Here is a 26005-nt window from a genome sequence, read left to right on the forward strand (position 1 = left end):
CCCGGCTCAGCGGATCGGCAGCGCCTTCGTGCCGCCGCCGGCGATCGATCGCTTGACGTTGGTGCCACCGGACCAGTAGTAGCAGCGCACGCCGCGATCGCCGCGCTCCCACAGCAGGCGGTTCGGGAAGCGGTACGAGGTGCCGGTGCGGTAGATCAGATCGCCGTCCACCGGCACCTTCGCGTAGCGGGCGATGACCTTCCGGCAGGCCGCGTGGATGGAGTCCTCGTCCCGGGTCGCGTCAGCCCACGAGCGGTCCGGCGCCATCCAGGTGCCGGCGTACTCGAACTGATGTCCGGCGGTGCAGGCGACCGGCCGCAGCATCTGCCACTTGTCCTCGTTCATGCACCCGTAGTGCAGCGGGGAGCGGCTGGCCAGGGCGTTGCGCAGCGATCCGCCCCGCTGGATCGCCGCATCGCTCTCGCCGTTCGGGCCGTTGACCTCGTCCAGCTCGAAGATGTCGCACCGGTACCAGCGCGCGCCACCCGACCAGGCGGCCGGCGATGCTGGCGCGACCTGCACCGACAGGCGGGCATCGCGCCAGTCGCCGCCCACGAACTGCTTCGCGCGCTTGTCACAGTCGGCGAAGGTCGACCGCATCGTCGCCGACTCCGTCTTGGGCGGAGCGGTACGGGTAGCCAGAGCGCCGGTGAAGGTGCCGACGTGGAAGGTCTCCACCTTGTGCGTCTTCGCGCAGTCGACGGGGGAGTAGCTGCTCAGGTACGACGTGGCCTCGTCGATGAGGTGGCACTCGTCGGCCTTCGGGACGAACTGCTGCGCCGCCGCCATCGGTTGCCAGTCGTCGAACAGGTCACCGTCCGTGCCGGCCGGCGTGCCGCAGCCCGCCAGCGCCAGCGTGAGGAACGCAGCCGTGAGCGCCGCCCAGCCGTACCGTCGCATGTGTTTCTCCCCGTGCCCCCGTGTCGAACGCGGGCAGCATATGGCACCGCCGCGACGGACCGGCACCGACTTCCGGTGCCTTCTGCTTGGCCGTACCGCCACGTGTGGTCACCAGGTGTCGGGGTGGTCGAGGTCGGGGGCGGGACGGTACCCGCCGAGGATCGTCAGCGCCTCCGCCTCGGTGTAGCCGCTTCCCCAGCCCCTGTGGAACGCCTCGACGAAGCAGGGTTCGACGGTCATCTCCAGGACGTCGCTGCCCTGCCGACGTACCCGGTAGGGGCCCGCGACGAGGTCGGCGGACCTGACCTGGTGGCCCGGAGCGGACTGCGCCCGCACCGTCAGCCAGCGGCCGGCGTCGTCGCCGACGACGAGCGAGCCCTCGGCGAACGCGCCCTTCTCCGACCGGCCGAGGGTGACCGAGCATTCCAGCAACCGTGCGCCGGCCGGCAGCGACTCCAGGCGGAACGGCACCACGCAGCGGCGGGCACCGTCGAACCGCACCCGGCCCGCCGTGCCGGTGGCCTCGTCGCTGGTGGCCGCGTAGGTGTCCAATTGCGCCCAGAGCCCGTCGGCGGGTTGCCAGCGGACGAACCACAGCTTCTGGTCGCCGGACGGATCGAACCAGGCGACCCCTGGCCGGTCGCCGACCCGCACGTCGGTCCGGGGCTGCGGCCGGCCGGACGAGGACAGGGTCTGCGGCAACGCGTCCAGCGCCGCGACGCTGCGCGCCAGCGCGAAACGCGCCGCGCCGTCCGGGCCCCGGAACTCGACGCTCTCGGAGCCGCGCCCCGCCCGCCACGTCGCGTATTCGGCACTGTTCAGCAGCGCGTCCGCCGAGAAGTGCACGGTCGTCGGGTCTGCGCCGACGGCCCGCCCGTTCTGCACGGTTGTCTCCGGCAGCAGGAGCGTTGTGGCTGGCGGCGTCGGGTCGTCGGCGCCGGGGACGGTCAGGCCCACCGCGGCGAGGGCCACACACACCGCCGCCGCGCTCGCGGCGAGCAGCCCACGGCGACGCCGCCGCAGACGACGACCGTTCTGCCGGGCCTGCTCGACGATGGGCGTCGGGTCGATGTCACCACCGGCGCGATGCGCGAGCGTGGCGGCGAGCCGCCGATCGAGGTCGCTGACCATCAGAGGTCTCCTGCCCGTGCGGGGGTTGGTGCTTCCTGCCGTTTCCGCAGCGCCGTCAGGGCGCGCTTCGCGTGGGTGCGTACCGTGCCGGTCGAGCAGGCGAGGATCCCGGCGATCGCCGTGTCGTCGAGATCCTCGTAGTAGCGCAGGACGATCACGGTGCGCTGACGCGCCGGCAGGTCCGACACGAGCCGCCACAGCGCGTCCCGCTCGGCGACGCCGGCGGCCTCGTCCACGTCACCCGCCCGATCGAGTACGGCGGCGACGGTGACCTCCCGGCTGCTACGACGACGCCACCACGAGTGGTGGGCGTTGACCAGCATGCGTCGGACGTAGGCATCCGGCTGATCCGTTCGCGAGATGCGCCCCCAGCGGGCGTACGCCCGGGCCAGGACATCCTGAACCAGGTCCTCGGCCCGATGCTCGTCGCCGGTCAGCAGCCGCGCGAGCCGCACCAGCGCCGATGTGCGGGCGAACGCGTATTCCTCGAACGTCACGCCCTATTAACGCCGGCGGCCGGGCCGCCCGTAGACACCCGCTCCAACTACTTGTCGCTGACGTAGGTCCCGCGCTGCGGCACGGTCATGACCAGTCCGCGCTCGCGCAGCAGGCGCACTGCCGCCCGGACCGTGCCGCGGGCGACGCCGTACTCCTGCTGAAGCGTGGACTCGCTGGGGATCGGTCGCCTGGGTGGCAGCTCGCCGGTCTCGATCCGTTTGGCGATCACGTCTGCGAGCTGCACGTACATCGGCGTCGGAGACAGCGGATCGATCATGAGCGCAACCTAGGGCACGTCCATGGACGTCTAGACCTCTGGTACGTCTATAGACGTACAGATACGTACAGAACTACGGTGGCGGCAGAGAGGTTGACATTCGGTAGGAGGCCGTATGCGAAGGGTTCGTTTCGATGACTACCTGCTGTCGACGGCACTGACCCTCGCGCGCCGTCACCGTCCGGCCTGGAGCTGGGAACGTTGGCGTTACGTGTGTCGCTGTGGTGCGGACCTGCCCTGCCGCTCTCGTCATCGCATCCCCATCAATCGGGGCCACTGGCCGAGCGAGGACCAGTGACGCGGCACGGGCCGACCCTGCCGCTCTGGCTGTGCGTGACGTGCGACCGGCCCTGGCCGTGCGCAGCGCGACGAGAGGAACTGCGGGGCGAGTACGCGGAAGCTTCGTGCGCGCTGAAGCTCTACATGGGCATGTGCCTCGCCTCTGCCCGCCAGGACATGAGCTGGGCGCCACCGGAGGCCCTTCGGCTCCGCTTCCTCGGTTGGGTGCCGTGACCGCGTTCAAGGCCGGTGATGTCGTGCTTATCGGTTCGGAATGTTCGGTGCAGTTCAGCGGGGACAGAACACTCCGCCTCCGGCTCGTGTCGATCGGCGCACCCGACCCGTACCACGGCTGGGTGTGGCTGACCGGCTACGTCCTCGACGCGAAGGGCATGGCCACCGACAAGCGGGAGGTCTATGTCCGCAGCGCCGGCATCACAGCTTGTATCCCGTCGTCACCTGTCGTAGGACCTGCTCGTTCGTCACGCACCCGGCGCAACGATACAGATCGTCCTGTAACGGTCCTCTCTGGATGATCGACGAGTTGTTTCGCTGCAATCTGCCCCTGCTAGAGGCGAATCCAGCAGCAGATGCTTCCTCGCTTCCGTGTGCTCTCGGCCAGGCCACCAAATCCTGCGAGGCGTGCCAGCGTGACCTTCGGCTGCCTGTCGCGCTAGTGAGAAAGTCTTCTAATGTATGACATTGATCGGCCCGGCCTGGCAGGGAACCTCCCGGGGCCCCGCAAGTACTCGCCTAAGTCCACTCAACGACGGGCCACTCAAAGCGAGGGCCAGGCAAAGAAGCGAATCATTCTCGTTTTTGTGGGAGAGTGGCATGCTGCACAAGTTGTGACGCGTCATGGGTCATCACTAGTCGACGTGAAGTCGGCTCATCTTGTGAAGGGCTGGCGAAATACACTATGGGACGTTTTGTGGCATGGGCGAAGCAGCCGGCTGTTGTGGCGGTAGTCAGCGTAATTGCCGGCGTGTGCACTGTTATCGCACTAATTGTTGCAATAGCCTCACTCACTCGAGATGAGATGCGCGACGCCAGTTCCGGAGTGACTTCTACCCACACGCCAACGCCATCCTTCTTTCCCACGCCCCTCTCGGACCCTTCTAGCTCGAATTTCGAAAGTGGCAGCGTGGATGTGCCACCTCCGTCGTCGGCCGAAAGTTCGTCGGAGGGGCCAAGTATCTCAGCTGGCGAGCCCACGGAGATCTCTCCGAGCCCGTCCCTAGGTTCCAAGGACCTGAGCGAGCACCTAGAGGAAACCGACTGCTGTCCTGACCGTAACGGCGGTTTCGAGAAATTTGCCTCGGTGGTGATGGGCGGACAACCCTACCAACAGTCCGTGCAGTTCACCTGTCGAGGCAAGAACACATATTTCGTAATTCCAGTAGGCGGTTTCAAAACTCTTAGTTTCTGGCTTGGCATCGATGACAATACACCTTACGCCTCCGGGCGGGCGGCCGATGTTAGCTTCTATTCCAACGCGGGTCAGCAGATCGGTGCCAAAAGGACCGCGACCCTAGGAAAGCCTGCAGTGGTGGAGGTTAACCTGCAGGGCGTTGTACAACTTAAGATTCGTTGCGCTGGCCGCGATCAGCGAACTAACGAGCAGCGTGACGTCGAACATGTGGCCTTCGGGCAAGCTGTGCTCATCAGTGAATAGGCGGAGTGGCCTCGACGGCCCGCGACGGTGATCGCCAACCAGTTAGGCGAGGGGCAATATTGCCTGCCGTGCGGCTCGGACCGCATGGCCCGACTCGTCGCGCGGATGGCCGGTCACGTGATGTGGTCGTGACGATGGGCGCCGGAGTTGTCACCGAATTCGGCGTGGCGGATTGAAGGGCCTGAGTCAACGTTCCGGATTCGCGTTGTACGCGTGATTTCATGCTGTAACAGTGCCGGGTCCTCGATGAGCTTCTCCGCGAGCGCGAGGAGCCCGGTGCTGTTCTTTCACCAATACAGAATCGTTTGGCCGAAGATCAGTGCCGAGCAATTCCCACGCTCTACCGGCAGTTGGCTGACCTGCTCGCCAAGCAGATCGAGGGAGGGCAAGCTCCACCGGGCAGCCCTTGACGAGCGAATTTCACTTGCAGCAGACGTATGGCGTGGCGTGCGGAAGCGTTCGGATGGCGATGCGGGAGCTGCGCGAGCGCAGCCTAGTCGTTACGGTGCACGCGCGAGGCACCGTCGTCGCCGAGCATGGCTGACCAAGATCGGGCTCGGTCCCGACGCCGGCCGTAGGGGCACCAGGATCGCGCGGACTACGCTGACCGCCGTGACGACGATCGAGGAGCTTGAGCGGGACGTCTGGCCGGATCCCTCTCCGGACGACGCCTTCCTCATCACGCGTTGCACGGAGCTACGCCGTAAGCCGTTGGCGGAGTTCACGGTCGAAGACCTGAGGATCATGCTCGGGCAGGAGATCGGCGTCTCCGCCCTGCTGCCTCGCGCTGTCAACGTGCTGCTCCGCGATCCGCTGGTGTGTGGTCTGGGTGAGCGCGAGGAGGTGGCGGCATGGACCGCTTCGAGGGCCGCTGCTGGCTGGACTGGTGGGCCAACAGCTCGATGATGCTCGGCCCGGTCGAAGTCGCCGTCGTGGTCACCGCCACCGACGCCGGCTGGAACGCTCGCGGCCACCTGGTCAGCGACTCCGACGACGAACGCGACGGCTTCGCGTTCCTGTGCGATCTCGATCCCGTCTTCACGCTGCGCTTCGAGGACGAGAGCACTATCGCGGTCACCGTTCATCCCTCGGAGGATCATCGTCGGTTCATGCTCACCGAGTACACCGGGCCGGTACAGCGCTCAGTCGAGCGCCACGTCGACCTGGCCCAGCACCGCCCCTGACCCGACAGCGGTCGCGCCGTTCAGCTTTTGGTCTCGTACCTGGTCAGGAGCACGCCGCCAGGGAACGTCCGGGTTTCCACCAGGCTCAGGTTCACCCATTTGTCAATGGCGGCGAAGAACGGTTTGCCACCGCCGATCAGGACCGGGTGGGTGACCAGCACGTACTCGTCGATCAACCCCTCCCGCATCGCCGCCGCCGCGAGGGTGGCGCCGGCGATGTCCAACGATCCGCCGTCCCCGTCCTTGAGCCGGGCGATCTCGGTGACCGCGTCGCCGGTGTGCAGGCGGGCGTTCCAGTCGACCGTGCTGATCGTCGAGGAGAAGACCACCTTCGGCATGTCCCGCCAGCGGCCGGCGAATTCGATCGTCGCTGGTGTGGCAGCCGGCTGCTGGTCGGCGGTCGGCCAGTGGGAACTCATCGCCTCCCACAGCCTGCGCCCGTACAGGGCCGTGCCGGTCGCCGCCACCCGGTCGGACCAGAATTGGAACAGCTCGTCGCTCGGCACACCCCACCCGAGGTCGTCACCGGGCGCGGCGACGTAGCCGTCCAGGCTCACGCTCATACCGAAGGTCAGTTTTCGCATCGTGTCAGCCTGCCGTAAGTCATTCCTCGGCGGTTGTACCGGCACAGTGCAAGAAAGAATCCGCGATGGTGGCGGTGGGATGCAGGGGAGGCGGTCATGGCCGAGGACGACAACCGCCCGCTGAAGCGGGTCGACAGCCTGGACGACTTGGTCACCTGGCTGAGGTGGCTAGCTGATGATATCGCTCGCGATCCAGACGCGGTCGAGAACATGACCACAGACCGCTACCTGGAGGCGTGCGCGGCGTTCCTACAGGACCGAAGCCGCCTGCAGAAGCGTGCCGGCCAACCTCTCCCGGCGCAACCGACCTGGCAACTCCTCGCGGACGCCCTGCATGCCGGCTGCTTCTACGAGTAGACGCTAGGCCTTTCGCCGCCGACGACCGGAGTCGTCAGAGCTGCTGGACGATCTGGATCGGGTTGCCGTCCGGGTCGGCCGTCCAAGCGATCAACAGGCGGTCGAGCCACCGGTGCGGTGCGGCCAGGGCGGGGGCGCCGTTCGTCGTGAGGGCCGCGTACGCGCCGGCGGTGTCGTCGGTCCAGAGGATCACCGCCGCCCGCTGACCCTGCGGCACGGGATCGAGTCCGTGGTCCTCGCGCGTGGAGGCCACCGAGGCGATACCGATCTTGTAGCCGTCGAGCGTCAGGTCGATGTGGATCGGCTCGCCCTCGGTCGGCACCCGGAAGGTCTCGGTGAAGCCGAGACCGCCATAGAACTCGGCGGCGCGAGGGACGTCCTCGCTGAACAGAATCACCTGAGGAGTTCGGAACATCGACACGCGGCGACGCTATCAGCGGACCCGCTGCGCGTCCGCCACAGTCGGCCCGAGCAGCGCTGCGGCGTCCAGGATGCCGAGGGTCAGGTTTCGTGAGCGGCAGCGGGTCGCAGGTGTTCCCCCTGCGGGTCGTAGCAGACGAGCCCATGATCGGCTGCCAGTTGCGCTGCTGCCGTTGAGACCTCGTCGGCCCGGTTGAAGGGGATCGTGAAGTAGACCATCGGGCCGGATGCCTCGTCGACGAGTCCGTTCGACAGCGGGTAGAGCCCGGCGTCGTGGCCGTAGAGGTCGGGCCAGCGTTCCGCGACGGCGTCGACGTAGGCGCGGATCCGGGGCGTCGGCGGCAACTCCTCGTACTCGAAGTACTGCTGGTACAGCGCCTCGTACAGCTCGCCGGCCGCATCGTCGTCGGCGGGCACGTCGCCCTCCCACACCGCCAGGTCGTAACTCATGCGGGGAAGTATGCCGGCCACCGGTGGCTCGTTCCGCCCGCGATGGACCCGGCTGTACTTCCACCTCCGAGCCGCAGGCAGGGTAACCAGCGCTAGATGTGGTTCGACAGGGCCGTTAACGTCCCCGAGGTGGACATGGCGGAATTCTGGAGGTTCTTGGAGCGGTCGGCCGAGGAGACGACCGACCCGGCCCGAAGACTGGACTGGTTGGCATACCGGCTCAGCCGTGTGTCCCTTGAGCACATCGTGGACTTCCAGGTCCACCTGAACGCTGCGCGACGCCCGATCGACACCTACGCCATATGGGGCGCAGCCGACCAGATCATGGACGGCCTGTGTAGCGGCGACGCGTTCTGGTACTTCCAACCATGGCTCATCGGCCACGGGCAGCGCTGGTGGCATCACGTCGCCCAGAACCCCGACAACCTCGCCGACCTGCCCGCCGTTCGGGCGCTCGCAGGCCGCAGCCCGCGGGAATGGGCCGACGCGGATTGGCCGCACTGGGAAGATCTCGCCTACGTGGCACGCCGAGCCTACGACTACAGCACCGGACGTGAAGGCGGCCTCGATGAAGCACTGGACGCCCGGGGGCACCGCATGTACTTCGATCCGGAGCCAACCGATCAACCGTGGGACAGCGACAGCCTCGCCGAGATCGAACGGCGTCTACCCCGCCTCGCGCGCTTGTTCCCGCGCCACCATCGCAGGATCGTGTGAGAGCATCGATCGATGCTGCGCTATGACGAAGCGGACCTGACCGCATCCGGACGAGCCCGAGTGCCCTCAACCCGTGGCCCGCAAAACGGACTACAGCTCCTCAGGAGCGGGCCGAAGCAGGCCTAGCTGCGGGTCGAAGCAGACAAGACCGTGCTCAGCCGCAACGCGTGCGGCGCCGGCCGACACTTCCTCACAGCGGCTGTACACCATGGGGAAGTAAATGAACGGTCCCGATGCCTCCGTGATCAGTGGCCCCGTCGACCACGGGCGCCGCTCATCGTCGTCGTCCTCGGTGAGGTCGATCCACCGCTCAAGCAGGGCTTCAACGTAGGTTCGGATACGCGGCGTCGGCGGGATCGAGCCTTTTTCGACGTACCTCTCATAGAGCGCCCTGAAGGTGGTCAGCGCTGCGGCGTTGTCAGCAGGCCTGTCACCTTCCCAGACCGCCAAGTCGTAACTCATGTGCCGGAGTGTGCCAGCCAGCGCTGACATGTCACGCAGTTCGCGTCTCAGGTCGAGCGGGCGGCCGTCAACGAGGCTGCGAAGCAGCTCTTCGGCCGACCTGGCTGCACAAATGGTGGTACGGGCGCCGTTGATCGACTGGACCGGGAGCGACAGGCCGCTGACCTGGGGTGTCGGTGGTGCGCCCGGCAGGATTCGAACCTGCGGCCTTGGGATTAGAAGTCCCCTGCTCTATCCGCTGAGCTACGGGCGCGCGGCGTGGAAGTCGCGCGAGAAGGGTACCGCCGACCCACCGCGCGTCGGGTCGATGGGTGCCGCCTCCACGTTGCCGTGCAGAGTCTCACGAGGCGGCTCCGGTCGGCATCCGGGTTCCCGCGAGGAGGCCGGTCGTCTCCCCGTACCCTCGGCTGGTGTTGCTGGACCCCGACGCCGAGAGCAGCGTCGCCTACGAGCTGTGCCAGGTCGTCGGTCGGGCGATCCTGCCCTACCGGACGGCCGACGCCTACGGCACCGCCTTCTTCTTTCAGGGTGGCGACGACCCGGTGGGGGAGGCGCTGCTGACGGCGGCCGACCTCGTCGGCGCGGCGGGCGGTGAGCTGGGCCTGCGGGCGAGCGTCACCGAGCCGGCCGGCGTCGCGCCGGACGCTGTCGCGCAGGGCGAGATCGTGCCCGGATGGTCCAGCTTCCCGGGTGACGGGGTCGCGGTGCTGCCGACCGCCGGCCTGCACCGCTACGCGGGCGACGGCGGCTGGCGGTGGCGCGTGCAGCCGGTACCGGCGGGGATCGCCGCCGGGCCCGCGGCCGTCGCCGACCTCGGCGCCGACGCCAGTTCCGCTTTCGTGCTGGCCCATGGGGTACGAGAGGACGGCTCCCGCCCCCTGGAGGTGGCGATCGAGCGCGTGGTCCGCGACGGGGACCACGTGCGGATCACCACGGAACTACCACCGGGGTACGTGGGCGCGCCCGTCTTCGTCGTGCAGGCCGACGCGGCCGGTGACGTGTCGCTGTACTGCCTCGGCCTGGTGCTGCCCGGCGTCGGCGGGCACCCGGTGGTGACCTTCGACCGGATCGGCGCGATCCTGTCAGCCGCGCGCGGCGACACCTGAACCCGGTCCGCGCTGACCGTCCTCGCCCCCGGAGCGTCCCGCTCGGCCCAGTCCGGTCGATCAGTCGCCGACCGCCGTTGCCTCGGCGGTGTCGGTCGACGGGCGGCGGCTGTGCGGCAGCGTGGGCGCGTCGGTGTCGGCATCGTCGTCGGCCGGGGCGGTGGGGCCGGCGGCCAGGAACGCCTCGGCCCAGCGGCCGACCTCGTCGAAGACCTTCGCCCGTACGGCCGGGCCGGAGAGCGTGAGGTCGTGCAACCCGCCGTCGAAGCGGGCCAGGGTGACGTGCTGGCCGAGGCGGGGCGCGTACTTCACCATGTGGCCGACGTCCAGCACCGCGTCGGCCAGGGTGGCGTTGTCGTGCCACTTCTTGCCCCGGAAGGAGCGGGTCGAGCAGGCCAGCAGCACTGGCACCGGGATGTCCAGGCCGGCGCGTAGCCGACGCTGGCCGGTGCGGATCGCGTTCAGCCAGCCGGCCCGCACCGGGAACCCGGCCAGCGGCTTCCAGGCCAGGTCATAGGTCCACTCGCCGCGGTGGTCGGCGTGCAGGCTCTCGCCGTACACCGTGCCCAGGCCCAGCGGCAGGATGCGGTGCGGCGCCCTGCGGCCCAGCCGGGCGACGGCGGCCGCGAGGGGTCGACGGACCGCCCAGGGAGCGTTGAGGTCGAAGAAGGGGCTGTTGAGGACCAGGCCGTCGACGAGACCGGCGTCGCGGCGGGCGTCCGCCCAGAGCGAGATGATCAGGCCGCCGGTGGAGTGGCCCATCACCAGCAGGGTTTCGTGCTCGTCCTCACTGCGGATGATCTCGGCGGCGGCGTCCAGCTCGGGGAAGTAGTCACTGATGTCGCGGCAGAAGTTCGGCGTCTGGTGCGCGAGCAGACTACGACCGTACTTGCGCAGGTCGAGCGCGTAGAAGTCCCAACCACGCTCGGCGAAGAAGTCGGCCAGGTGGGTCTGGAAGAAGTAGTCGACGAACCCGTGCACGTAGAGCACCGCCCGCCCGGTGGGGCGCTCGGCCCGCCGCCGGACCAGGGTCGCGACAACGGGACCTTCGTCGTCGGTGCCCAGGTCGATCGTCCGCCGCTCGTAGGGCAGCCCCAACACGTCCGGTTCCACAACCGCGACGCTACGCCGCCCTGCCTACCCAGCGGTAGCCCCGCCCGCGCCCGTCGCTCTCGCCCGGCCCTCGCCCGTGCCCGCCTCGCCTCCGCCCGCGGTCTTGCACTTTCTGTGGCGGCATAACTACTGGAAAGCCGCATATTGGCGTCCGAAAGTGCAAGATCGCGGGCGCGTCGGGCGCGTCGGGCGGGCCGGGCGGGGGTGGGTCAGACCGTTTCCGCGTCGGCGCGGGCCGGGTCCTCGTCGAGCGGGTCGAGGTCGCCCTGGGGCTGCGGGATGTCGCGCAGGTGCTTGTTGTTCCTCGGCTCCTGGCGGGTCTTGGCGTCGTTGAGCTTGCGACGCAGGTCGTCGCGGACGTCGTTGAGGGCGGCGTGCAGGTCCTCCTCGGTGGAGGTGGTGACGATCTTCTGCCGGCCGGCGATCCAGCACTCCAGCGTGACCTTCTGACCCCGCGCCTCCCGGTCCTTCACCGACACCTCAAGCTCGGTGGCGTCGGCGTGGAACCCGGCCAGTCGGGCGTCGAGGGTGGCGAACTGCTCGGCGATCCAGTTGCGGTCGCCCTGGGAGAACCCCGCGCCGACCCGCAGGCACTCGCCCACGGTCGCCGGGTTCGCCACGGCGCTCATCGCCGCACCTCGGAAACGGTCGCGGAGTCGAAAGTAGTGATCGTCATGGTGCTGACCTCTCGTCGACGTGGAGCCTGTCGGTGGTGCGTTGATCAAATCCATACCCAGTTCGGTCGGCTCCGGAACCGCCCTTGGCCGTTCGAGTGGGTCGGCCGTACCACAGCAGGGGCTTGATCAGGGCGTTGTCCACAGGTGGCCCGTTGTCCACAGGTCCGGGTGGCGGCGCTGGCGGTGGCCGTCGACATCGCACAGGCTCGATGCCGAGTCGACTCGAGCTGGCACACCCCCGATCCCCTGGAGGGACGATGTTCGACACGTACGTCACGATCGTCGGCAATATTCTGACGGCGCCCGAGTGGCGTCGGACCAAGGAGAGCAACACGCTGGTGGCCAATTTCAAGGTCGCCTCCACCGCACGCCGCCTCGACCGCGACAGCGGCCGTTGGGTCGACGGGAATTCGCTGCGCGTCCGCGTCAACTGCTGGCGCAAGCTCGCCGAGGGCGTCGCCGCGTCGGTGATGGTCGGCGACCCGGTGGTGGTCTGCGGTCGGCTCTACACCCGCGACTGGATCGACGAGGCCGGCACCCACCGCACCCTCTACGAGTTGGAGGCGGTCGCGGTCGGCCACGACCTGTCCCGGGGGCGCGCCCGCTTCCTGCGTAACCGGCCGACCATGACCACCAGCATCGTCGAGGACGCCGCGACCGAGAGCCGCGTGCACGGCGAGCCCACCGAGCCGGTACCCGCCGAGGAGGCCCCGGCACTGCCCGACGACGGCCCGCTCGACGACGACTTCGAGCTGCCCGAGTACGCCGCACCGCGTACCAGTCCGCTGGGCCACGGTCCGCTCGACGTCGCCCTGCACGACGACGGGCTCACACTCGCGGCGACGGCGGACGACGCCGACCCGGAGGACGACCCCGACGACGAGTTGGGGCCGGTACCCGACGAGGGCCAGCCGGGTGCCCCGTCGTCCGGTCGGGGCCGGCGGGGCCGAGGCCGGGTGCCGCAGCCGGCATGAGTGTCCGGCCCCGAGGCGGCAGCGCGGCCGCCTGAGGCCGACGGCGTACGCGCCGGGGGCACGACGGGGGTGGGGTGGCGGCGCGGCTCGCGTCGTCACCCCGCGTGAGCGGAGCGAGTGGAGGAGAGTCGGGTGGAGTACGGCAGGCGCGGCTGGCTCATGCGGTGCTCGTCTAGGCTGGCCGGCCGGGGGTGGTGAGCGTGCGACGGACAGCACCGGTGGCGAACGCGGTGGGCCTGGTGGCTGGTTACGCCCTGGACCGGTTGCTCGGCGACCCCCGCCGGTGGCACCCGGTCGCCGGGTTCGGCCAGGTGGCCGGCGCTCTGGAGCGTCGCCTGCACCGCCCGGACCGGACCGCCGGGGCGGCGTTCACGGCACTGGCGGTCGGTGGGCCCGTGGCGCTCGGGGTGGCCGCCACGCTGGCCACCCGGCACCGGCCGGTGAGCCGTGCGGTCCTCGTCGCCGCCGGCACCTGGACCGTGCTGGGCGGCCGCACCCTGCGACGTGAGGCCGCGATCATGGGTCGGACGCTGCGCGACGGCGACCTGCCCGCCGCCCGGGAACGCCTCGGCAACCTCTGCGGCCGGGACCCGTCGACCCTGGACGAGTCGGAGTTGGCCCGCGCCACCGTCGAGTCGGTCGCGGAGAACACCTCCGACGCGGTGGTCGCCCCGCTGCTCTGGGGTGCGGTCGCCGGCCTGCCCGGGCTGCTGGGTTACCGCGCCGCGAACACCCTGGACGCGATGGTCGGGCACCGGTCGGAGCGCTACGCGCGGTTCGGCACCCCGTCCGCCCGGCTCGACGACCTGCTCAACCTCGTGCCGTCCCGGCTGACCGGGCTCCTCACCATCGCCGTCGCTCCGGTGGCGCACGGCGACCGGGACCGCGCCTGGCGGGTGTGGCGGCGGGACCGCAACGACCACCCGAGCCCCAACGCCGGCCAGTGCGAGGCGGCGATGGCCGGCGCGCTCGGCGTCCGCCTCGGTGGCCGCAACAGGTACTTCGGGCGCTCCGAGGTCCGCCCGTTCCTGGGCGACGGCCCCCGTCCCGAGGCGCGACACCTCAAGCGGGCCGCGCGTATCTCCAGTGCGGTCGGCCTGGCAGCCCTCGGGCTGGCCGCGGCCTACCCGCTGACCGTCGGTCGTCTCACCGGGGCGGTCGCGCGGCGGGGCGTGCGAGCGGTGACCGGGCGGGGTGCCGGCCCTGTGCCGGCCCGGGGGACGGTTCAACGCGGCCCGTCGACAAACCGCTCGCTGCCCCTCGGGGCAGAGCGTGGCCGATGGGCAGGCCGCCCAGGGCCCGTCGGGGCGGAGCGTGGCCGGGTCGGCCGAATCGCGGGGCGGGGGAGCGGGCGATGAGCGGCGGGCTGCTGGTCGCCGGCACCACCTCGGACGCCGGCAAGAGCGTGCTCACCGCCGGCATCTGCCGCTGGTTGCACCGGCGGGGCGTGAAGGTGGCGCCGTTCAAGGCGCAGAACATGTCGAACAACTCGGCCGTCGTGGTCGGGCCGGACGGGCGGGGTGGGGAGATCGGCCGCGCCCAGGCCATGCAGGCCGCGGCGTGCGGGCTCGCACCGGACCTGCGTTTCAACCCGGTGCTGCTCAAGCCGGGCAGTGACCTCGCCAGTCAGGTGGTACTCCTCGGCGAGGCGGTCGACACGATCACCGCCGGCACCTTCCGGCAGCTGCGACCCCGGCTCGCCGAGACCGCGTACGCGGCGCTGGCTGAGCTGCGCGCGGCGTACGACGTGGTGATCTGCGAGGGCGCGGGCAGCCCGGCGGAGATCAACCTGCGGGCCGGGGACTACGTCAACATGGGGCTCGCCCGGCACGCCAACCTGCCCGCCATCGTGGTCGGGGACATCGACCGGGGCGGCGTCTTCGCGTCGATGTTCGGCACGGTGGCCCTGCTCGACCCGGCCGACCAGGCTCTCGTCGCCGGTTTCGTGATCAACAAGTTCCGGGGCGACCTCGGCCTGCTCCAGCCGGGGTTGGACATGCTGCGTCACGTGACCGGCCGTCCCACGTACGGGGTGCTGCCCTGGTCGCTCGACCTGTGGCTGGACGCGGAGGACTCCCTCGCCTACGGCCGGGTACTCGGCCGTCCCGCCGCCCCACACGGCACCGAATGGCTGGACGTGGCCGTCGTCCGGCTGCCCCGCATCAGCAACGCCACCGACGTGGAGGCGCTCGCCACCGAGCCGGGTGTCCGCGTGCGTCTCACCGTCGAGCCGGCCGAACTGGCCTCCGCCGATGTGATCGTCCTACCCGGCTCGAAGTCGACAGTCGCGGACCTGGCCTGGCTACGCGAGACCGGCCTCGCCGACGCGGTCGCCGCCCACGCGGCAGCTGGTAAGCCGCTGCTCGGCCTCTGTGGCGGATTCCAGATGCTCGGCCGAGCCATCCATGACCCGGTCGAGAGTCGGCAGGGCAGCGTACCCGGGCTCGGTCTGCTGCCCATCGAGATCACTTTCGATCCCCGCAAGACCGTCCGGCAGTCGGTGGGCGCCGGCCCCGGCGACGTGACGGTCCGCGGCTACGAGATCCACCACGGGTACGTGTCGCAGGCCGACCCGGACCTGCCCCCGCTGCTGACCGGGGCCGACGGCGCGGGCGAGGGAGCGGTGCTCGGCGCGGTGCACGGCACGCACTGGCACGGCGCGTTCGAGTCCGACGGTTTCCGCCGCTGGTTCCTCACCGAGGCGGCACGGCTGGCCGGACGTACCGGCTTCCGGGTCGCGCCGGCCACCAGCTTCGCCGCCGCCCGGGAACGCTCGCTCGACCTGCTCGGCGACCTCGTCGAGGAGCACCTCGACACCGACGCCCTCTGGCGTCTCATCGAGACCGGCGCACCCGAGACTCTCCCCTTCATCCCGCCCGGCGCCCCGCCCACCTGAGCGCCACCCCCGCGACGGACCGACCGCCTCCAGCGCCAACACCGCCACCCCCGCGACGGACCGACCGCCTCCAGCGCCAACACCGCCACCGTCGCGACGGACCGACCGCCTCTGGCGTCGATCATGGAGTCGTGGTGCCTGATACGTCGCTGATGGTCCCCTACGTCCGCCACCACAACTTCATGATCGGCGGGGTGGGTAGCGGGCGGGTCAGAGGCGGATGTCGGCGGGGCGGTCGGTGGTCGGTAGGCCGGCGGCCAGCCACGCGTCGACGCCGCCGATCATGTCGGTGGCCCGGCGCAGCCCGAGGGTCTGGAGGCTGGCGGCGGCCAGGCTGGAGCTGTAGCCCTGGCGGCACACCACGATGATCTCCCGGTCGTACGCGGTGGCCTCCGGGATGCGCCAGGCGCTGGCCGGGTCGAGCCGCCACTCCAGCACCGTGCGGTCGATGACCACCGCCCCGGGAAGGTCACCCTGTTCGCGGCGCTGCGTGTCGGTACGGGTGTCGACAAGCAGAGCGCCACCGCGGACCGCCTCGACGGTCTGCTGTGGAGTCAGTCGGTGCAGCCCGGCGCGGGCCTGTTCGAGCAGGGCGTCGATGCCGGGGCTCATCACGTCTCGGAGCACCACCGAATCATGCCGACTCGGGTACCGGCCCGCGCGGCGAACGCACCGCCCGTCACCCCTCGCCACCCCAATTCCCCCGGACGTGAGAATGGCCGCCCCAACAGGCTCAGCCAGACGTGTCATGCGGCCGAGATCGGCGTGATCGACACCGGTTTCCATGATGTCGGGGCGTCCTGACCGGCACGACACCGCGACATCCTTGAAACCGAGTCGATCATCCGCCCGCCCGCCCGCCCGCCCGCCCGCCCGCCCGCCCGACCGACCGACGGGCGCGGGCCGGAGCGGGCCGCGCATACTGCGGTCGTGTACGGACTCGTCGCCAGGGGACCGCTCGGCCGCAAGGGTCCGCCGCTGCGTGGCCCCGGCGCCGGTGGCCACCGACACGACGCCGGCGGTCCGACGGAGCAACCCTTCGTGCCGGTGGCGGTCGTCGAGGCGTACGCCAAGGTCGCGCGCCGGGTGCTCGCGGGCCCGGCGCGGTTGGGGCGGACCCGGCTGGTCGCCGTCGACGGGCCGAGCGGCGCGGGCAAGAGCCGGTTCGCGGCGCACCTCGCGGATGCCCTGGCGGCGCTGCCCGGCGGGCGGCCGCCCGTGGTGCACACCGACGACCTGCTCGACGGCTGGGACGACCAGTTGACCTTCTGGCCCCGGCTCGACGGCGAGGTGCTGGCCCGGCTGCGCCAGGGTGAGCCGGGAGCGTACCGGCGGTACAGCTGGGTACGGCGGTCCTTCCTGCCCCGCCCGGTGCCGGTGCCGGTGACGCCGGTGCTGATCGTGGAGGGGGTCAGCGCCGCGCGTGCCGTCGTCCGGCCGGAGCTGACGCTCGCTGTCTTCGTGACCGCGCCCGCGCCGCTGCGGCTGGCCCGCGCGGTCGAGCGGGACGGGCCGGAGATCCTGCCGGAGCTGCGCCGCTGGCATGCCGGCGAGCGGGCGCACTTCGCCGCCGACGACACCGTCGCGCACGCCGACCTGGTGGTCGACGGCGCGCCGCCGCTGCCGCTCGACGCGTCGCGCTACTTCGTGTGGGTCCCCCCAGCGGGTACGGGCTCCGCCGGCCGGCCTGGGTAAGGCCGGCATACGATGCCGGTCATGACCTCACCGATCATGTCCGAGTCCGAGGTGCGGGCCGCCGTCGAGCGGGAGATGCCCGGCGTCCGGGCCGACCTCGAACGCCTCGTCCGCATCCCCGGCATCGCCTTCGACGGCTTCGACCACTCGCACGTCGAGCGTTCCGCCGAGGCGGTCGCCGAGTTGCTGCGCGGCTGCGGCCTGGACGTCGACATCGTGCGTTCGGGCGGGCAGCCCGCCGTGATCGGCCGGCGCACGGCCCCGCCCGGCGCGCCCACCGTGCTGCTCTACGCCCACCACGACGTGCAGCCGGTCGGCGACCGGTCGCTGTGGGAGTCCGACCCGTTCGAGCCGGTGGAGCGCGACGGCCGCCTGTACGCCAGGGGCGCGGCCGACGACAAGGCCGGCATCATGGCGCACGTCGCGGCCCTGCGGGCGTACGGGGACGCGCTGCCGGTCGGCGTGGTGCTGTTCATCGAGGGCGAGGAGGAGTTCGGCTCCGACTCGTTGGAGCGGCTGCTCGTCGAGCACCGCGACGAGATCGCCTCGGACGTCATTGTGATCGCCGACTCGGGCAACTGGGACATCGGCGTACCGGCGCTGACCACCTCATTGCGCGGCATCGTCAACTGCTTCGTCGAGGTGCGCACGCTGGACCACGCCGTGCACAGCGGCATGTTCGGCGGCGCCGTCCCGGACGCGCTGACCGCGCTGGTCCGGCTGCTGGCGACCCTGCACGACGACGCCGGTGACGTGGCGGTGGACGGCCTCGTGAGTCGCGAGGGCGCGACTGTCGACTACCCGGAGGACCGGGTGCGCGCCGAGTCCGGACTGGCCGAGGGTGTGCGGTTCATCGGCACCGGTCGGATCACCGACCGGATCTGGACCAAGCCGGCGGTGGCCGTGCTCGGTGTCGACGCTCCGGCCACCGGTGAGGCGCCGAACGCCCTGGTGCCGGCCGCGAAGGCCAAGCTCAGCGTCCGCCTCGCCCCGGGCGACGATCCCAAGCGGGCGTACGCGGCGGTGCGCGACCACCTGGAGAAGCACGCGCCGTGGGGGGCGCAGGTGACGGTCACCATCGAGCACGACGGCGACCCGTGCGTGATCGACGCGTCCGGGCCGATGTTCGACGCCGCCCGCTCGGCGTTCCAGGCCGCCTGGGACGGCACCGAGCCGGTGGACATCGGCATCGGCGGTTCGATCCCGTTCATCGCCACGTTCCAGGAGATGTTCCCGCAGGCGGCGATCCTGGTGACCGGGGTGGAGGACCCGCACGCCCGCGCGCACGGTCCGAACGAGAGCCTGCACCTGGGCGAGTTCGCCAAGGTCTGCCTCGCCGAGGCGCTGCTGCTGGGCAAGGTGGCCGCAGCGGCCGAGTGATAACGGCAAGTTTGCGGCTGAACTGCGTGTTTACGGCGTGTCGTCGATGGGATTGTTATAGGCTTTCGAACATGAGTACGAACGAGGTGATGGCCCGGTTGGGGGCCGCCGTCAGCGCACTGGGGGACGTCGACGTCTCCGCGTGGTCCGAGGACACGCTCAACGAACAGCTCGGTGAGCTCTCCGCCGCCCTGGTCGCCCTCGACTCGGTGCTCTCCCGGGTGGCCGGTGAGGTCCGCGCCCGAGGGTTGCGCATCGAGGAGCCCGTCTCCGCCTGATTCCCGCCGCCCCTGCGTGCCTTGAGAAACAGGGCCAGCGGGCTGCGGCACCGCGCCGACACCGCCCGGGCACGGCAATGCCCGGGCGGTGTCGGAGGTGACTGGCAGGATGAGCTTCGTGCGGTTCATCGACCTGGCGGCCACCTCCGCCGCCGTGGGCGCCACCAGCGGCCGACGGGCCAAGGTGGAGCTGCTCGCCGACGCGCTGCGCCGGCTCGATCCGGCCGAGGTGGAGCCCGGCGCCGGCTATCTCGCTGGTGAGCTGCGGCAACGCCAGACCGGTGTGGGCTACGCGAGCCTGCGTGACCTGCCCGCGCCGGCCGCCGAGCCGACGCTGACCGTGGCCGCCGTCGACGCGGCCATCGCCCAGATCGCCGCTGTGCACGGCTCGGGGGCGCAGGCCCGCCGCCGCGCTCTGCTCGGCGCCCTCTACGCGGCGGCCACCGCCGACGAGCAACGGCTGCTGACCGGCCTGTTCGGCGGCGAGCTGCGCCAGGGCGCGCAGGCCGGGCTGCTCGCCGACGCCGTGGCCCGGGCCGCCGAGGTGCCGGTCGCCACCGTCCGCCGTGCCCTGCTGCTCGCCGGTGACCTGCGTGCCGTGGCGGTGGCCGCGCTGCGCGGAGGGGCCGCAGAGCTGGCCGGTTTCGGCCTGCGGGTCGGCCGGCCGCTCGCGCCGATGCTCGCCCAGAGCGCCCCCTCGGTCGACGAGGCGCTGGCCGCGACCGGCACGCCCGCCGTGGTCGACGTGAAACTCGACGGCATCCGCATCCAGGTGCACCGCTCCGGCGCCGACATCGCCGTGTTCACCCGCAGCCTCGACGAGATCACCAGCCGCGTGCCCGAGGTCGTCGCGGCGGTTCGCGCCCTGCCCGGCCGGGAGCTGGTGCTCGACGGCGAGGCGATCGGTCTGGACGAGACGGGCCGCCCGCTGCCGTTCCAGCAGACCTCCAGCCGGGCCGCCCGGCGCACCACACCGAGCACCACCGGCCGTACGCCGGTCGCCCCGGCGGTGCTCGCGGCCGCCGCCAGCACCGGCACGACGGTGCTCACCCCGTACTTCTTCGACCTGCTGCACCTCGACGGTGAGGATCTGATCGACCTGCCCGGCCACCAGCGGTGGGCCGCGCTCGCCGGCGCGGTGGACGCGTCGCTGCTGGTCGGTCGGATGGAGGTCGACGGTCCGGAGCAGGCCGGCGCGGCGTTCGCCGCCGCCCTCGACGCGGGCCAGGAGGGCGTGGTCGTCAAGGCGCTGGACGCCCCCTACGACGCCGGCCGTCGTGGGGCGGCCTGGGTCAAGGTCAAACCCCGACACACCCTCGACCTGGTGGTGCTCGCCGTGGAGTGGGGCAGCGGCCGGCGCAAGGGCTGGCTCTCCAACCTGCACCTCGGCGCCCGTGACCCGCGCACCGGCGACTTCGTGATGCTCGGCAAGACGTTCAAGGGGCTCACCGACGAACTGCTGCGGTGGCAGACCGAGCGCTTCCTCGGCCTCGCCGTCGAGCGCGGCGACTGGGTGGTCCGGGTACGCCCCGAGCAGGTCGTGGAGATCGCGTTCGACGGGGTGCAGACGAGCACCCGCTATCCGGGTGGAATGGCGCTGCGGTTCGCCCGCGTGGTGCGCTACCGGGACGACAAGTCCGCCGCCGAGGCCGACACCATCGACGCCGTCCGCGCCATCCACGCGGGCCGGGCCACCGGCTGACGCCGGTCCAGGCTGGCAGGGCGGGGTCAGGCGGACGCGCTGGGCGTCGGCTCGGCCGCCCGGTCCAGCGGGGCCGGCGCGCCGCCGAGACCGGCGGCCCGGCGTGCCTCGCGGCGGGCCACCCAGCCGTAGCCGAAGATCGCCATCGCGGCGAACAGCCACCACTGCACGACGTAGCCGAAGTTCTGCCAGTTGTTGGTGTGCCCGACCGGAACGGCCTTGAACGCCGGGTCGGCGGCCGGGGTCTGCTCGTCCAGCAGCAGGTAGCCGCCGTAGACCGGGTAGGGCAGCTCGCGGGCCAGCCGCGGTACGGCGATCCGGCGCGTCTCCAGCCGCCCGTCGCGGCGGTCCACCACGCCGGCGCCGCTCTCGGTCTCGTGTACCCGGCCGTTGACCGTGACATCGCCGCCCGGCGGGGTGGGCACCGCCGGCTGGGCGGTCGCGCCGCCCGGCGCGGGCGGGATCCAGCCCCGGTCCACCAGCAGCGCGGTGCCGTCGGCGAGCACGAGCGGAGTGAGCACCTCGAAGCCGACCCGGCTGTCGACCGTCCGGCCCCGCACCAGGACGGTGTTCGACGTGTCGTACCGGCCGGTGGCGGTGACGCGGGTCCAGACCCGGTCCTTCGCGGGAGCCGGACCGGCGGTGCCGGGGCCACCGGCCGGCGGGCGGAACGCGTCGGCAAGGGGCGCCGGGGCCATCCGCTCGCCCGCGTCGATCCGCTCGTTGATCTCGGTACGACCTCGGTAGCGGTCCAGCTGCCAGTTGCCGAGCCACACCATGACGGCGGCGGCGACCAGCGTCAGCGCGAAGGCGCCCAACCAGCGTGGGCTCAGCAGGAACCGGTACACGGCACCGAGGCTACCCGTATGACCGGGGCCACTCACCGCGACCGGGCCGGGACGGTCCGCCGACCCCCGGTTGGCGGTGCTCGCCCGTCGGTGCGGGCGAGTATCGTCACGCCGACGGATCGACCCCCTCGGTTGTCCGTCGCGTACCCGCCGCCGCCCGCGAGGAGTCGATGATGACCGTCGTGCCGCGCCTGGTGCTCAGCGCGCCGTCCTCCGGGCACGGAAAGAACGCGCTGGCGATCGGGCTGCTCGCCGCCCTGGCCGAGCGGGGTGTCGACGTCGCCGGGTTCAAGCTCGGCCCGGACCACGTCGACGCCGCGTACCTCGGTCTCGCCGCCGGCCGACCGGGCCGGGTGATCGATCCCCGGCTGGTCGGCGTCGACCGGCTCGCCCCGCTGGTCGCGCACGGCGCCGCCGGTGCCGGTCTCGCGGTCGTGCAGGGCAGCATGGGCCTGTACGACTCGGTGGGCGGCCGGCCCGAGCAGGAGTCCACGGCCGCCGCCGCGGCGGCGCTGCGCAGCCCGGTGGTGCTGGTGGTCGACGTGGCCGCGATGGGTCAGTCGGTGGCCGCGCTGGTGCACGGTTTCCGCTCGTACGACGAGCAGTTGTGGCTGGGCGGGGTGATCCTCAACCGGGTGGCGTCGTCGCGGCACGAGAGCATGCTGCGCGAGGCGTTGGACGACGTGGGCGTGCCCGTCTACGGCGCGCTGCGCCGCCAGGACCTGCCGGCCGTGCTGCCGTCCCGCCGGCACGGGGTCGCGCCGGTCGTCGACTCCTCGGCCGACGCCGTCCGCGCGGTGCGTCGCCTGGGTGAGGCCGTCGCCGCCACCGTCGACCTGGAACGTCTGCTCGGGCTGGCCCGTTCCGCTCCGCCCCTGCCGGCGGTGGCCTGGTCGCCGGGGGACGCGCTCGGTGAGCTGGTCGTGCCGGCGATGCGTCCGCTGGTCGCGGTGGCGGGCGGTCCGGGTGGCAGCTTCAGCCATCCGGAGACCGCGGAGCTGCTGACGGCGGCCGGGGCAGAGGTGGTCACGGTCGACCCGCTGCGCGACGAGGCGTTGCCCGTCGGCACCCGGGCACTGGTTGTCGGGGGAGCGCTGCCCGAGGCGTACGCCGAGCAGCTGTCGGCCAACCGTCGGCTCTGCATCGCGGTGGCCGAGTTGGCGCGTACCGGCCGGCCGGTGGTCGCCGAGGGCGCCGGTCTGCTCTGGTTGGCCCGGGAGCTGGACGGGCTGCCGATGTGCGGTGTGCTGGACGCGGTCGGCGCGAGCCGCGACGGTCTGGTGGTGGGCTACCGGGAGGCGACCGCCGGGACCGACAGCGTGGTCGCCGAGAGCGGCACGGTGGTCGTCGGGCACAAGGAGCACCGGGCGGTGCTCACCCCGCGCGCCGGTCAGCGCCCGGCGTGGAGCTGGGACGGTGGCACGCCGGAGGGATTCGTCTGGCGCAACGTGCACGCCTCGCAGCTCACCCTGCACTGGGCCGGTCATCCGGCGGCCGCCGCCCGGGTGGTGGCCGCGGCGGTGGGCGAGCCAGCAGCCGAGGTGGTGTCACCGCCGGTGGTCCCGGCGTGATCGGTCAGGTGGCGGTCCGCCGGTTTCCGGCGTTGACCGTCTCCACCCCGCGTACGGAGGTGCGCCGGCTCACCGCGGCCGACGCGGCGGCGGCCGGCGAGATCTTCGCCGACAAGCTGACCCGGCGTTGGCTGCCGTTGCCCGGAGAGTCCGGCCCGATCGACGGGCACGCCTGGTGCACCGACCTGGCCCGGCAGCGACGCGACAGCGGCGAGGGCGACCACTATGCGGTGATCCGCCGGGAGGACGACCAGGTGGTCGGCTCCCTCTGGACCCGGCGTACCGACTGGGGCGCCCGCCTCACCGAGGTCTCCTACGCGATGGCCCCCCACGCCCGGGGCTTCGGCCTGGCCGCCGAGGCCGTGGACGCGGTGGCCATCGCGTTGATCCTGGAGCACGGTTTCCAGCGGGTCGAGCTGCGGGTCGCGCCCGGCAACCTGGCGTCCCGTCGGGTCGCCGAGAAGGCCGGCTTCACCTACGAGGGCCTGTTGCGCAACGCCGGCTTCGTCGGCGGTGGCCGGGTCGACCTCGAAGTCTGGTCGTTCGTGGCGGCGGATCTCCGCTGATCCCCGCCGCCAGGTGGACCTTCCGCCGACCCCCGCCGCCAGGCGGACCTTGGCCGACCCCCGCCGTCACCCGACGATGGCGTCCGAGGGTGGCGTGAACTGGCGGGTCGGTGTGCCCTTGAGGCCGTCGCGCAGTGTCTGTGCCACCGCCGCGATCGGGATCTGGGACTGCCCGTCACCGACCGCGTTGAACGGATTGTCCGGGTCGGAGATGAAGCTCGCCGCAGCCAGTTCCGGTGTGAACCCGACGAACCAGGCGGACCGGGTGCTGTCGGTGGTACCCGTCTTGCCGGCGACCGGGCGGCCGACCGTACCCCGGACGCTGTCGGCCGTCGACCAGCCGCCGCAGCCCCCGCGTGCCGGGGTGTCCCCGGTCGGGCAGCGGGCGGCGTCGGTGGCCGCGCGGGCGGCGTCGGCGCTGACCACCTGGCGGCAGCGGGGCTTCGCCACCTCGCGCTGGATGCCGCCCGGTGTGGCGTACGTGGCCGGCGTGCCGTCCCGGTTCATGATCGCCTGCACGGGTATCGCCTCGCAGTAGCGGCCGTCGGCCGCGATGGCCGCGTAGGCGTTCGCCATCTCCAGCGGGGTGGCGTCGGAGACGCCGAGGGTGAACGCGCCCCACTTGTTGGCCTTGCCCGGTGACGCCTGCTCCCGGTCGACGTCGGTGCGCCAGCGCAGGCCGAGCTGTTCGGCGAGCCGGACCGCCTTCTCCGCGCCCACCTTCTCCTCCAGCCAGACGAAGTACGTGTTGACGGACTTGCCGAAGCCCGACCACATGGTCTGCTGGCCGGTCATCGCGCCGCTGGCGTTCGACGGCGCCCAGCCGTCGTAGACGGACGACTTGTAGCGGTATGGGGCGTTGAACGAGGTGGACAACGTCATCCCGGAGTCCAGCGCGGCCAGCATCGGGAACATCTTGAACGTCGATCCGGCCTGGTAGCCGGGCAGGTCCCCGCCGCCGAGCAGTGGCGCCACCGTGTTCGGGTAGTTGGCCTTGACCTTCGGCCCGGCCTCGGGATTGGAGCTGGGTGGATTGTCGGCCAGGTCCAGGGAGTAGTTCCGGTTCACCGCCATCGCCTTGACCCGCCCGGTGCCCGGTTCGGAGACCACGATGCCGTTGGCGAAGGGGCTGCCGGTGCCCTCCTTCGCGCCGACGTTCTTCTCGGCCGCCTCCTGGACCTTCTGGTCGAGGCTGAGCACGATCCGGTAGCCGCCCCGGCGCAGCTTGTCCATCCGTTCGAGGGGGTTGCTGCCGAACGCCGGTTGCGCGCTCCACCAGTTCTTCACGTAGTCGCAGGCGAAGCCCCAGCTCTGGTACTTCTCGATGATCGAGGCGCAGTCGCTCGGTGGAGTGGTGAGCTTCAGCCGGATCGGCTCGGACTTCGCGGCGGCGGCCGAGTCGGGGGACATGTAACCGAGCTGGCTCATCCGGTCCAGGACGTAGTTGCGCCGCCCGGTGGCCTCCTTCTGGTCGGAGTCGGCCGGGTCGTACTCGGAGGGGGACTTGACGAGCCCGGCGAGGGTGGCGGCCTCGACCGGGGTGAGGTCCTTCGGGGTCTTGGAGAAGAAGATCTCGCTGGCCGCGTAGATGCCGTACGCCCGGTGACCGAAGTACGCCGAGTTCAGGTAGCGCTCCATGATGTCTTCCTTGCTCATTTCCTTCTCCAGGTCCAGCGCCATGCGCATCTCCTTGACCTTGCGCAGGCTGGTCTGCTGGGTGGCCTCCTGGACCTCCTTCGGGGTGGTGGCGCTGTCCCGCAGGGCCATCCGGACGTACTGCATGGTCAGCGTCGACGCGCCCTGGGACACCCCGCTGGAGTGGGCGTTGGCCACGAAGGCGCGGGCCACGCCCTTCGGGTCGACGCCGTGGTGCTGGTAGAAGCGGGAGTCCTCGGCGGCGACGATCGCCTGCTGGATGTTCGGCGACATGTCCGACAGCTTCGTGTACTGCCGGTACTCCTCGTAGAACATGGTCAGCACGGTCTTGCCGTCCGGGGCGTACAGGTAGGAGGTCTCGGCGGGCAGGGCTTTGGTCAGCAGCCGGGTCTTCTGCTCCGTGGCGTGGGCGGTGGCCTTCGCGCCGAGCCCGGTGAGGGCGACCAGCGGGTAGGCGGCGGCAGCGATCACGATGCCGGCGATGAGTCCGGCGCGCAGGAGAGGAACGAGACGACCGGCGGCAGCAAGGGGTCGGTTGCTCACGTCGCAAAGTTATGACATTTCCGATTCGTACATGAGAAGAACTCATAAACCCGCGAGGTGGTGACA

29 protein-coding genes, 1 tRNA gene and 1 pseudogene are annotated in these 26005 nt (G+C 71.2%); 17 read left to right on the top strand and 14 right to left on the bottom strand.

The genetic code is table 11. The annotated features are described in order from the left end of the window. Positions 1–6: 6 nt before the first annotated feature. From ABZ272_RS24465 to ABZ272_RS24480, 4 genes are all read right to left on the bottom strand, one after another. Entirely contained in the window at positions 7–900 is an 894-nt protein-coding gene (locus ABZ272_RS24465) for a septum formation family protein (RefSeq protein ID WP_355052248.1), read from the bottom strand. A 108-nt stretch (positions 901–1008) separates the two neighbouring features. Further along, positions 1009–2031 (bottom strand): hypothetical protein, encoded by a 1023-nt coding sequence (locus tag ABZ272_RS24470; RefSeq protein ID WP_355052249.1) that lies wholly within the window; start codon positions 2029–2031, stop codon positions 1009–1011. After that, the gene (locus ABZ272_RS24475) at positions 2031–2528 is read right to left on the bottom strand and encodes a SigE family RNA polymerase sigma factor (protein ID WP_355052250.1); all 498 of its coding nucleotides are present in this window, start codon (positions 2526–2528) and stop codon (positions 2031–2033) included. Before ABZ272_RS24475 ends, ABZ272_RS24470 begins: the two co-directional genes overlap by 1 nt. Positions 2529–2575: 47 nt before the next feature. Continuing rightward, positions 2576–2806: a GntR family transcriptional regulator gene (locus tag ABZ272_RS24480; protein ID WP_355052251.1), complete on the bottom strand. Its 231-nt coding sequence runs from the start codon at positions 2804–2806 to the stop codon at positions 2576–2578. 509 nt (positions 2807–3315) lie between these two features. Here ABZ272_RS24480 and ABZ272_RS24485 point away from each other — a divergent pair. The 5 genes from ABZ272_RS24485 (at position 3316) to ABZ272_RS24505 (ending at position 5944) form a co-directional block, all read left to right on the top strand. Further along, positions 3316–3621 carry a hypothetical protein gene (locus ABZ272_RS24485; RefSeq protein ID WP_355052252.1) on the top strand — a complete coding sequence of 102 codons (306 nt, stop codon included), beginning with the start codon at positions 3316–3318 and terminating at the stop codon, positions 3619–3621. An 818-nt stretch (positions 3622–4439) separates the two neighbouring features. Beyond that, complete coding sequence (locus ABZ272_RS24490) at positions 4440–4760, top strand: hypothetical protein (protein ID WP_355052253.1); 321 nt, start codon at positions 4440–4442, stop codon at positions 4758–4760. A 442-nt stretch (positions 4761–5202) separates the two neighbouring features. Next, positions 5203–5304 carry a hypothetical protein gene (locus ABZ272_RS24495; protein WP_355052316.1) on the top strand — a complete coding sequence of 34 codons (102 nt, stop codon included), beginning with the start codon at positions 5203–5205 and terminating at the stop codon, positions 5302–5304. A 68-nt stretch (positions 5305–5372) separates the two neighbouring features. Then, positions 5373–5666 carry a contact-dependent growth inhibition system immunity protein gene (locus ABZ272_RS24500; RefSeq protein WP_355052254.1) on the top strand — a complete coding sequence of 98 codons (294 nt, stop codon included), beginning with the start codon at positions 5373–5375 and terminating at the stop codon, positions 5664–5666. Further along, entirely contained in the window at positions 5612–5944 is a 333-nt protein-coding gene (locus ABZ272_RS24505; RefSeq protein WP_355052255.1) for a hypothetical protein, read from the top strand. The genes ABZ272_RS24500 and ABZ272_RS24505 overlap by 55 nt, the downstream gene beginning before the upstream one ends. Before the next feature lie 20 nt (positions 5945–5964). Here the strand turns inward: ABZ272_RS24505 and ABZ272_RS24510 are convergent, their stop codons facing one another. Next, a complete protein-coding gene (locus ABZ272_RS24510) occupies positions 5965–6528 on the bottom strand; it encodes a dihydrofolate reductase family protein (protein WP_355052256.1) in 564 nt (187 codons plus the stop codon). Between the two features lie 96 nt (positions 6529–6624). On the opposite strand from ABZ272_RS24510, the gene ABZ272_RS24515 reads away from it, so the two are divergent. Next, a complete protein-coding gene (locus tag ABZ272_RS24515) occupies positions 6625–6885 on the top strand; it encodes a hypothetical protein (RefSeq protein WP_355052257.1) in 261 nt (86 codons plus the stop codon). A 34-nt stretch (positions 6886–6919) separates the two neighbouring features. Here the strand turns inward: ABZ272_RS24515 and ABZ272_RS24520 are convergent, their stop codons facing one another. Beyond that, positions 6920–7300, bottom strand: a complete 381-nt coding sequence (locus tag ABZ272_RS24520) for a VOC family protein (protein WP_355052317.1) — start codon at positions 7298–7300, stop codon at positions 6920–6922. An 86-nt stretch (positions 7301–7386) separates the two neighbouring features. Beyond that, positions 7387–7755 (bottom strand): hypothetical protein, encoded by a 369-nt coding sequence (locus ABZ272_RS24525; RefSeq protein WP_355052258.1) that lies wholly within the window; start codon positions 7753–7755, stop codon positions 7387–7389. Between the two features lie 135 nt (positions 7756–7890). Here ABZ272_RS24525 and ABZ272_RS24530 point away from each other — a divergent pair, with 135 nt between their 5' ends. Further along, positions 7891–8472, top strand: coding sequence for a DUF4240 domain-containing protein (locus ABZ272_RS24530; RefSeq protein WP_355052318.1), 582 nt, complete (start codon positions 7891–7893; stop codon positions 8470–8472). Between the two features lie 90 nt (positions 8473–8562). Here the strand turns inward: ABZ272_RS24530 and ABZ272_RS24535 are convergent, their stop codons facing one another. Together ABZ272_RS24535 and ABZ272_RS24540 are read right to left on the bottom strand one after the other, a co-directional pair. Beyond that, complete coding sequence (locus tag ABZ272_RS24535) at positions 8563–8934, bottom strand: hypothetical protein (protein WP_355052259.1); 372 nt, start codon at positions 8932–8934, stop codon at positions 8563–8565. A gap of 177 nt (positions 8935–9111) precedes the next feature. Further along, positions 9112–9187 (bottom strand) — tRNA-Arg (locus tag ABZ272_RS24540). Between the two features lie 157 nt (positions 9188–9344). Here ABZ272_RS24540 and ABZ272_RS24545 point away from each other — a divergent pair. Continuing rightward, a complete protein-coding gene (locus ABZ272_RS24545; RefSeq protein ID WP_355052260.1) occupies positions 9345–10040 on the top strand; it encodes a hypothetical protein in 696 nt (231 codons plus the stop codon). 60 nt (positions 10041–10100) lie between these two features. Here the strand turns inward: ABZ272_RS24545 and ABZ272_RS24550 are convergent, their stop codons facing one another. Then, a complete protein-coding gene (locus ABZ272_RS24550) occupies positions 10101–11153 on the bottom strand; it encodes an alpha/beta hydrolase (RefSeq protein WP_355052261.1) in 1053 nt (350 codons plus the stop codon). Positions 11154–11362: 209 nt separating this feature from the next. Further along, positions 11363–11782, bottom strand: coding sequence for an HPF/RaiA family ribosome-associated protein (locus tag ABZ272_RS24555; protein WP_355052262.1), 420 nt, complete (start codon positions 11780–11782; stop codon positions 11363–11365). A gap of 305 nt (positions 11783–12087) precedes the next feature. Between ABZ272_RS24555 and ABZ272_RS24560 the strand changes: the two genes are divergently transcribed. The 3 genes from ABZ272_RS24560 (at position 12088) to ABZ272_RS24570 (ending at position 15700) form a co-directional block, all read left to right on the top strand. After that, positions 12088–12804, top strand: coding sequence for a single-stranded DNA-binding protein (locus ABZ272_RS24560; protein ID WP_355052263.1), 717 nt, complete (start codon positions 12088–12090; stop codon positions 12802–12804). Between the two features lie 200 nt (positions 12805–13004). After that, positions 13005–14162 carry a cobalamin biosynthesis protein gene (locus ABZ272_RS24565; protein WP_355052264.1) on the top strand — a complete coding sequence of 386 codons (1158 nt, stop codon included), beginning with the start codon at positions 13005–13007 and terminating at the stop codon, positions 14160–14162. Continuing rightward, positions 14159–15700 (top strand): cobyric acid synthase, encoded by a 1542-nt coding sequence (locus ABZ272_RS24570; protein WP_355052265.1) that lies wholly within the window; start codon positions 14159–14161, stop codon positions 15698–15700. The genes ABZ272_RS24565 and ABZ272_RS24570 overlap by 4 nt, the downstream gene beginning before the upstream one ends. A gap of 210 nt (positions 15701–15910) precedes the next feature. Here the strand turns inward: ABZ272_RS24570 and ABZ272_RS24575 are convergent, their stop codons facing one another. Next, complete coding sequence (locus ABZ272_RS24575; protein WP_355052319.1) at positions 15911–16312, bottom strand: rhodanese-like domain-containing protein; 402 nt, start codon at positions 16310–16312, stop codon at positions 15911–15913. A 318-nt stretch (positions 16313–16630) separates the two neighbouring features. On the opposite strand from ABZ272_RS24575, the pseudogene ABZ272_RS24580 reads away from it, so the two are divergent. The 4 genes and pseudogenes from ABZ272_RS24580 to ABZ272_RS24595 form a co-directional block, all read left to right on the top strand. Further along, positions 16631–17439 (top strand): annotated as a pseudogene (locus ABZ272_RS24580) (hypothetical protein); the annotation flags it as partial. Then, positions 17432–18775 carry a dipeptidase gene (locus ABZ272_RS24585; protein WP_355052320.1) on the top strand — a complete coding sequence of 448 codons (1344 nt, stop codon included), beginning with the start codon at positions 17432–17434 and terminating at the stop codon, positions 18773–18775. The pseudogene ABZ272_RS24580 and the gene ABZ272_RS24585, both read left to right, overlap by 8 nt. A 71-nt stretch (positions 18776–18846) precedes the next feature. Further along, the gene (locus ABZ272_RS24590; protein WP_030333429.1) at positions 18847–19053 is read left to right on the top strand and encodes a hypothetical protein; all 207 of its coding nucleotides are present in this window, start codon (positions 18847–18849) and stop codon (positions 19051–19053) included. Between the two features lie 109 nt (positions 19054–19162). Next, entirely contained in the window at positions 19163–20755 is a 1593-nt protein-coding gene (locus ABZ272_RS24595) for an ATP-dependent DNA ligase (protein ID WP_355052266.1), read from the top strand. 26 nt (positions 20756–20781) lie between these two features. Here ABZ272_RS24595 and ABZ272_RS24600 read toward each other — a convergent pair whose 3' ends face one another. Then, a complete protein-coding gene (locus tag ABZ272_RS24600) occupies positions 20782–21603 on the bottom strand; it encodes an SURF1 family protein (protein ID WP_355052267.1) in 822 nt (273 codons plus the stop codon). Positions 21604–21776: 173 nt separating this feature from the next. Between ABZ272_RS24600 and ABZ272_RS24605 the strand changes: the two genes are divergently transcribed. Together ABZ272_RS24605 and ABZ272_RS24610 are read left to right on the top strand one after the other, a co-directional pair. Next, positions 21777–23174: a cobyrinate a,c-diamide synthase gene (locus ABZ272_RS24605; protein WP_355052268.1), complete on the top strand. Its 1398-nt coding sequence runs from the start codon at positions 21777–21779 to the stop codon at positions 23172–23174. After that, complete coding sequence (locus tag ABZ272_RS24610; RefSeq protein ID WP_355052269.1) at positions 23171–23740, top strand: GNAT family protein; 570 nt, start codon at positions 23171–23173, stop codon at positions 23738–23740. Before ABZ272_RS24605 ends, ABZ272_RS24610 begins: the two co-directional genes overlap by 4 nt. A gap of 66 nt (positions 23741–23806) precedes the next feature. On the opposite strand, the gene ABZ272_RS24615 is transcribed toward ABZ272_RS24610, so the two are convergent. After that, positions 23807–25939: a transglycosylase domain-containing protein gene (locus ABZ272_RS24615; protein ID WP_355052270.1), complete on the bottom strand. Its 2133-nt coding sequence runs from the start codon at positions 25937–25939 to the stop codon at positions 23807–23809. Positions 25940–26005: the final 66 nt, after the last annotated feature.

The sequence above is a fragment of the Micromonospora sp. NPDC005979 genome, assembly GCF_040614415.1.
Taxonomy (GTDB): Bacteria; Actinomycetota; Actinomycetes; order Mycobacteriales; family Micromonosporaceae; genus Micromonospora.

What these genes read in the sequence shown, in the direction of transcription:
- ABZ272_RS24570 (WP_355052265.1), top strand. Translation starts at nt 14,159, where the DNA reads ATGAGCGGCGGGCTGCTGGTCGCCGGCACCACCTCGGACGCCGGCAAG.
- ABZ272_RS24530 (WP_355052318.1), top strand. Translation starts at nt 7,891, where the DNA reads ATGGCGGAATTCTGGAGGTTCTTGGAGCGGTCGGCCGAGGAGACGACC.
- ABZ272_RS24520 (WP_355052317.1), bottom strand. Translation starts at nt 7,300, where the DNA reads ATGTTCCGAACTCCTCAGGTGATTCTGTTCAGCGAGGACGTCCCTCGC.
- ABZ272_RS24535 (WP_355052259.1), bottom strand. Translation starts at nt 8,934, where the DNA reads ATGAGTTACGACTTGGCGGTCTGGGAAGGTGACAGGCCTGCTGACAAC.
- ABZ272_RS24575 (WP_355052319.1), bottom strand. Translation starts at nt 16,312, where the DNA reads ATGAGCCCCGGCATCGACGCCCTGCTCGAACAGGCCCGCGCCGGGCTG.
- ABZ272_RS24510 (WP_355052256.1), bottom strand. Translation starts at nt 6,528, where the DNA reads ATGCGAAAACTGACCTTCGGTATGAGCGTGAGCCTGGACGGCTACGTC.
- ABZ272_RS24470 (WP_355052249.1), bottom strand. Translation starts at nt 2,031, where the DNA reads ATGGTCAGCGACCTCGATCGGCGGCTCGCCGCCACGCTCGCGCATCGC.
- ABZ272_RS24595 (WP_355052266.1), top strand. Translation starts at nt 19,163, where the DNA reads ATGAGCTTCGTGCGGTTCATCGACCTGGCGGCCACCTCCGCCGCCGTG.
- ABZ272_RS24505 (WP_355052255.1), top strand. Translation starts at nt 5,612, where the DNA reads ATGGACCGCTTCGAGGGCCGCTGCTGGCTGGACTGGTGGGCCAACAGC.
- ABZ272_RS24585 (WP_355052320.1), top strand. Translation starts at nt 17,432, where the DNA reads ATGTCCGAGTCCGAGGTGCGGGCCGCCGTCGAGCGGGAGATGCCCGGC.
- ABZ272_RS24480 (WP_355052251.1), bottom strand. Translation starts at nt 2,806, where the DNA reads ATGATCGATCCGCTGTCTCCGACGCCGATGTACGTGCAGCTCGCAGAC.
- ABZ272_RS24605 (WP_355052268.1), top strand. Translation starts at nt 21,777, where the DNA reads ATGACCGTCGTGCCGCGCCTGGTGCTCAGCGCGCCGTCCTCCGGGCAC.
- ABZ272_RS24590 (WP_030333429.1), top strand. Translation starts at nt 18,847, where the DNA reads ATGAGTACGAACGAGGTGATGGCCCGGTTGGGGGCCGCCGTCAGCGCA.
- ABZ272_RS24525 (WP_355052258.1), bottom strand. Translation starts at nt 7,755, where the DNA reads ATGAGTTACGACCTGGCGGTGTGGGAGGGCGACGTGCCCGCCGACGAC.
- ABZ272_RS24465 (WP_355052248.1), bottom strand. Translation starts at nt 900, where the DNA reads ATGCGACGGTACGGCTGGGCGGCGCTCACGGCTGCGTTCCTCACGCTG.
- ABZ272_RS24515 (WP_355052257.1), top strand. Translation starts at nt 6,625, where the DNA reads ATGGCCGAGGACGACAACCGCCCGCTGAAGCGGGTCGACAGCCTGGAC.
- ABZ272_RS24555 (WP_355052262.1), bottom strand. Translation starts at nt 11,782, where the DNA reads ATGAGCGCCGTGGCGAACCCGGCGACCGTGGGCGAGTGCCTGCGGGTC.
- ABZ272_RS24560 (WP_355052263.1), top strand. Translation starts at nt 12,088, where the DNA reads ATGTTCGACACGTACGTCACGATCGTCGGCAATATTCTGACGGCGCCC.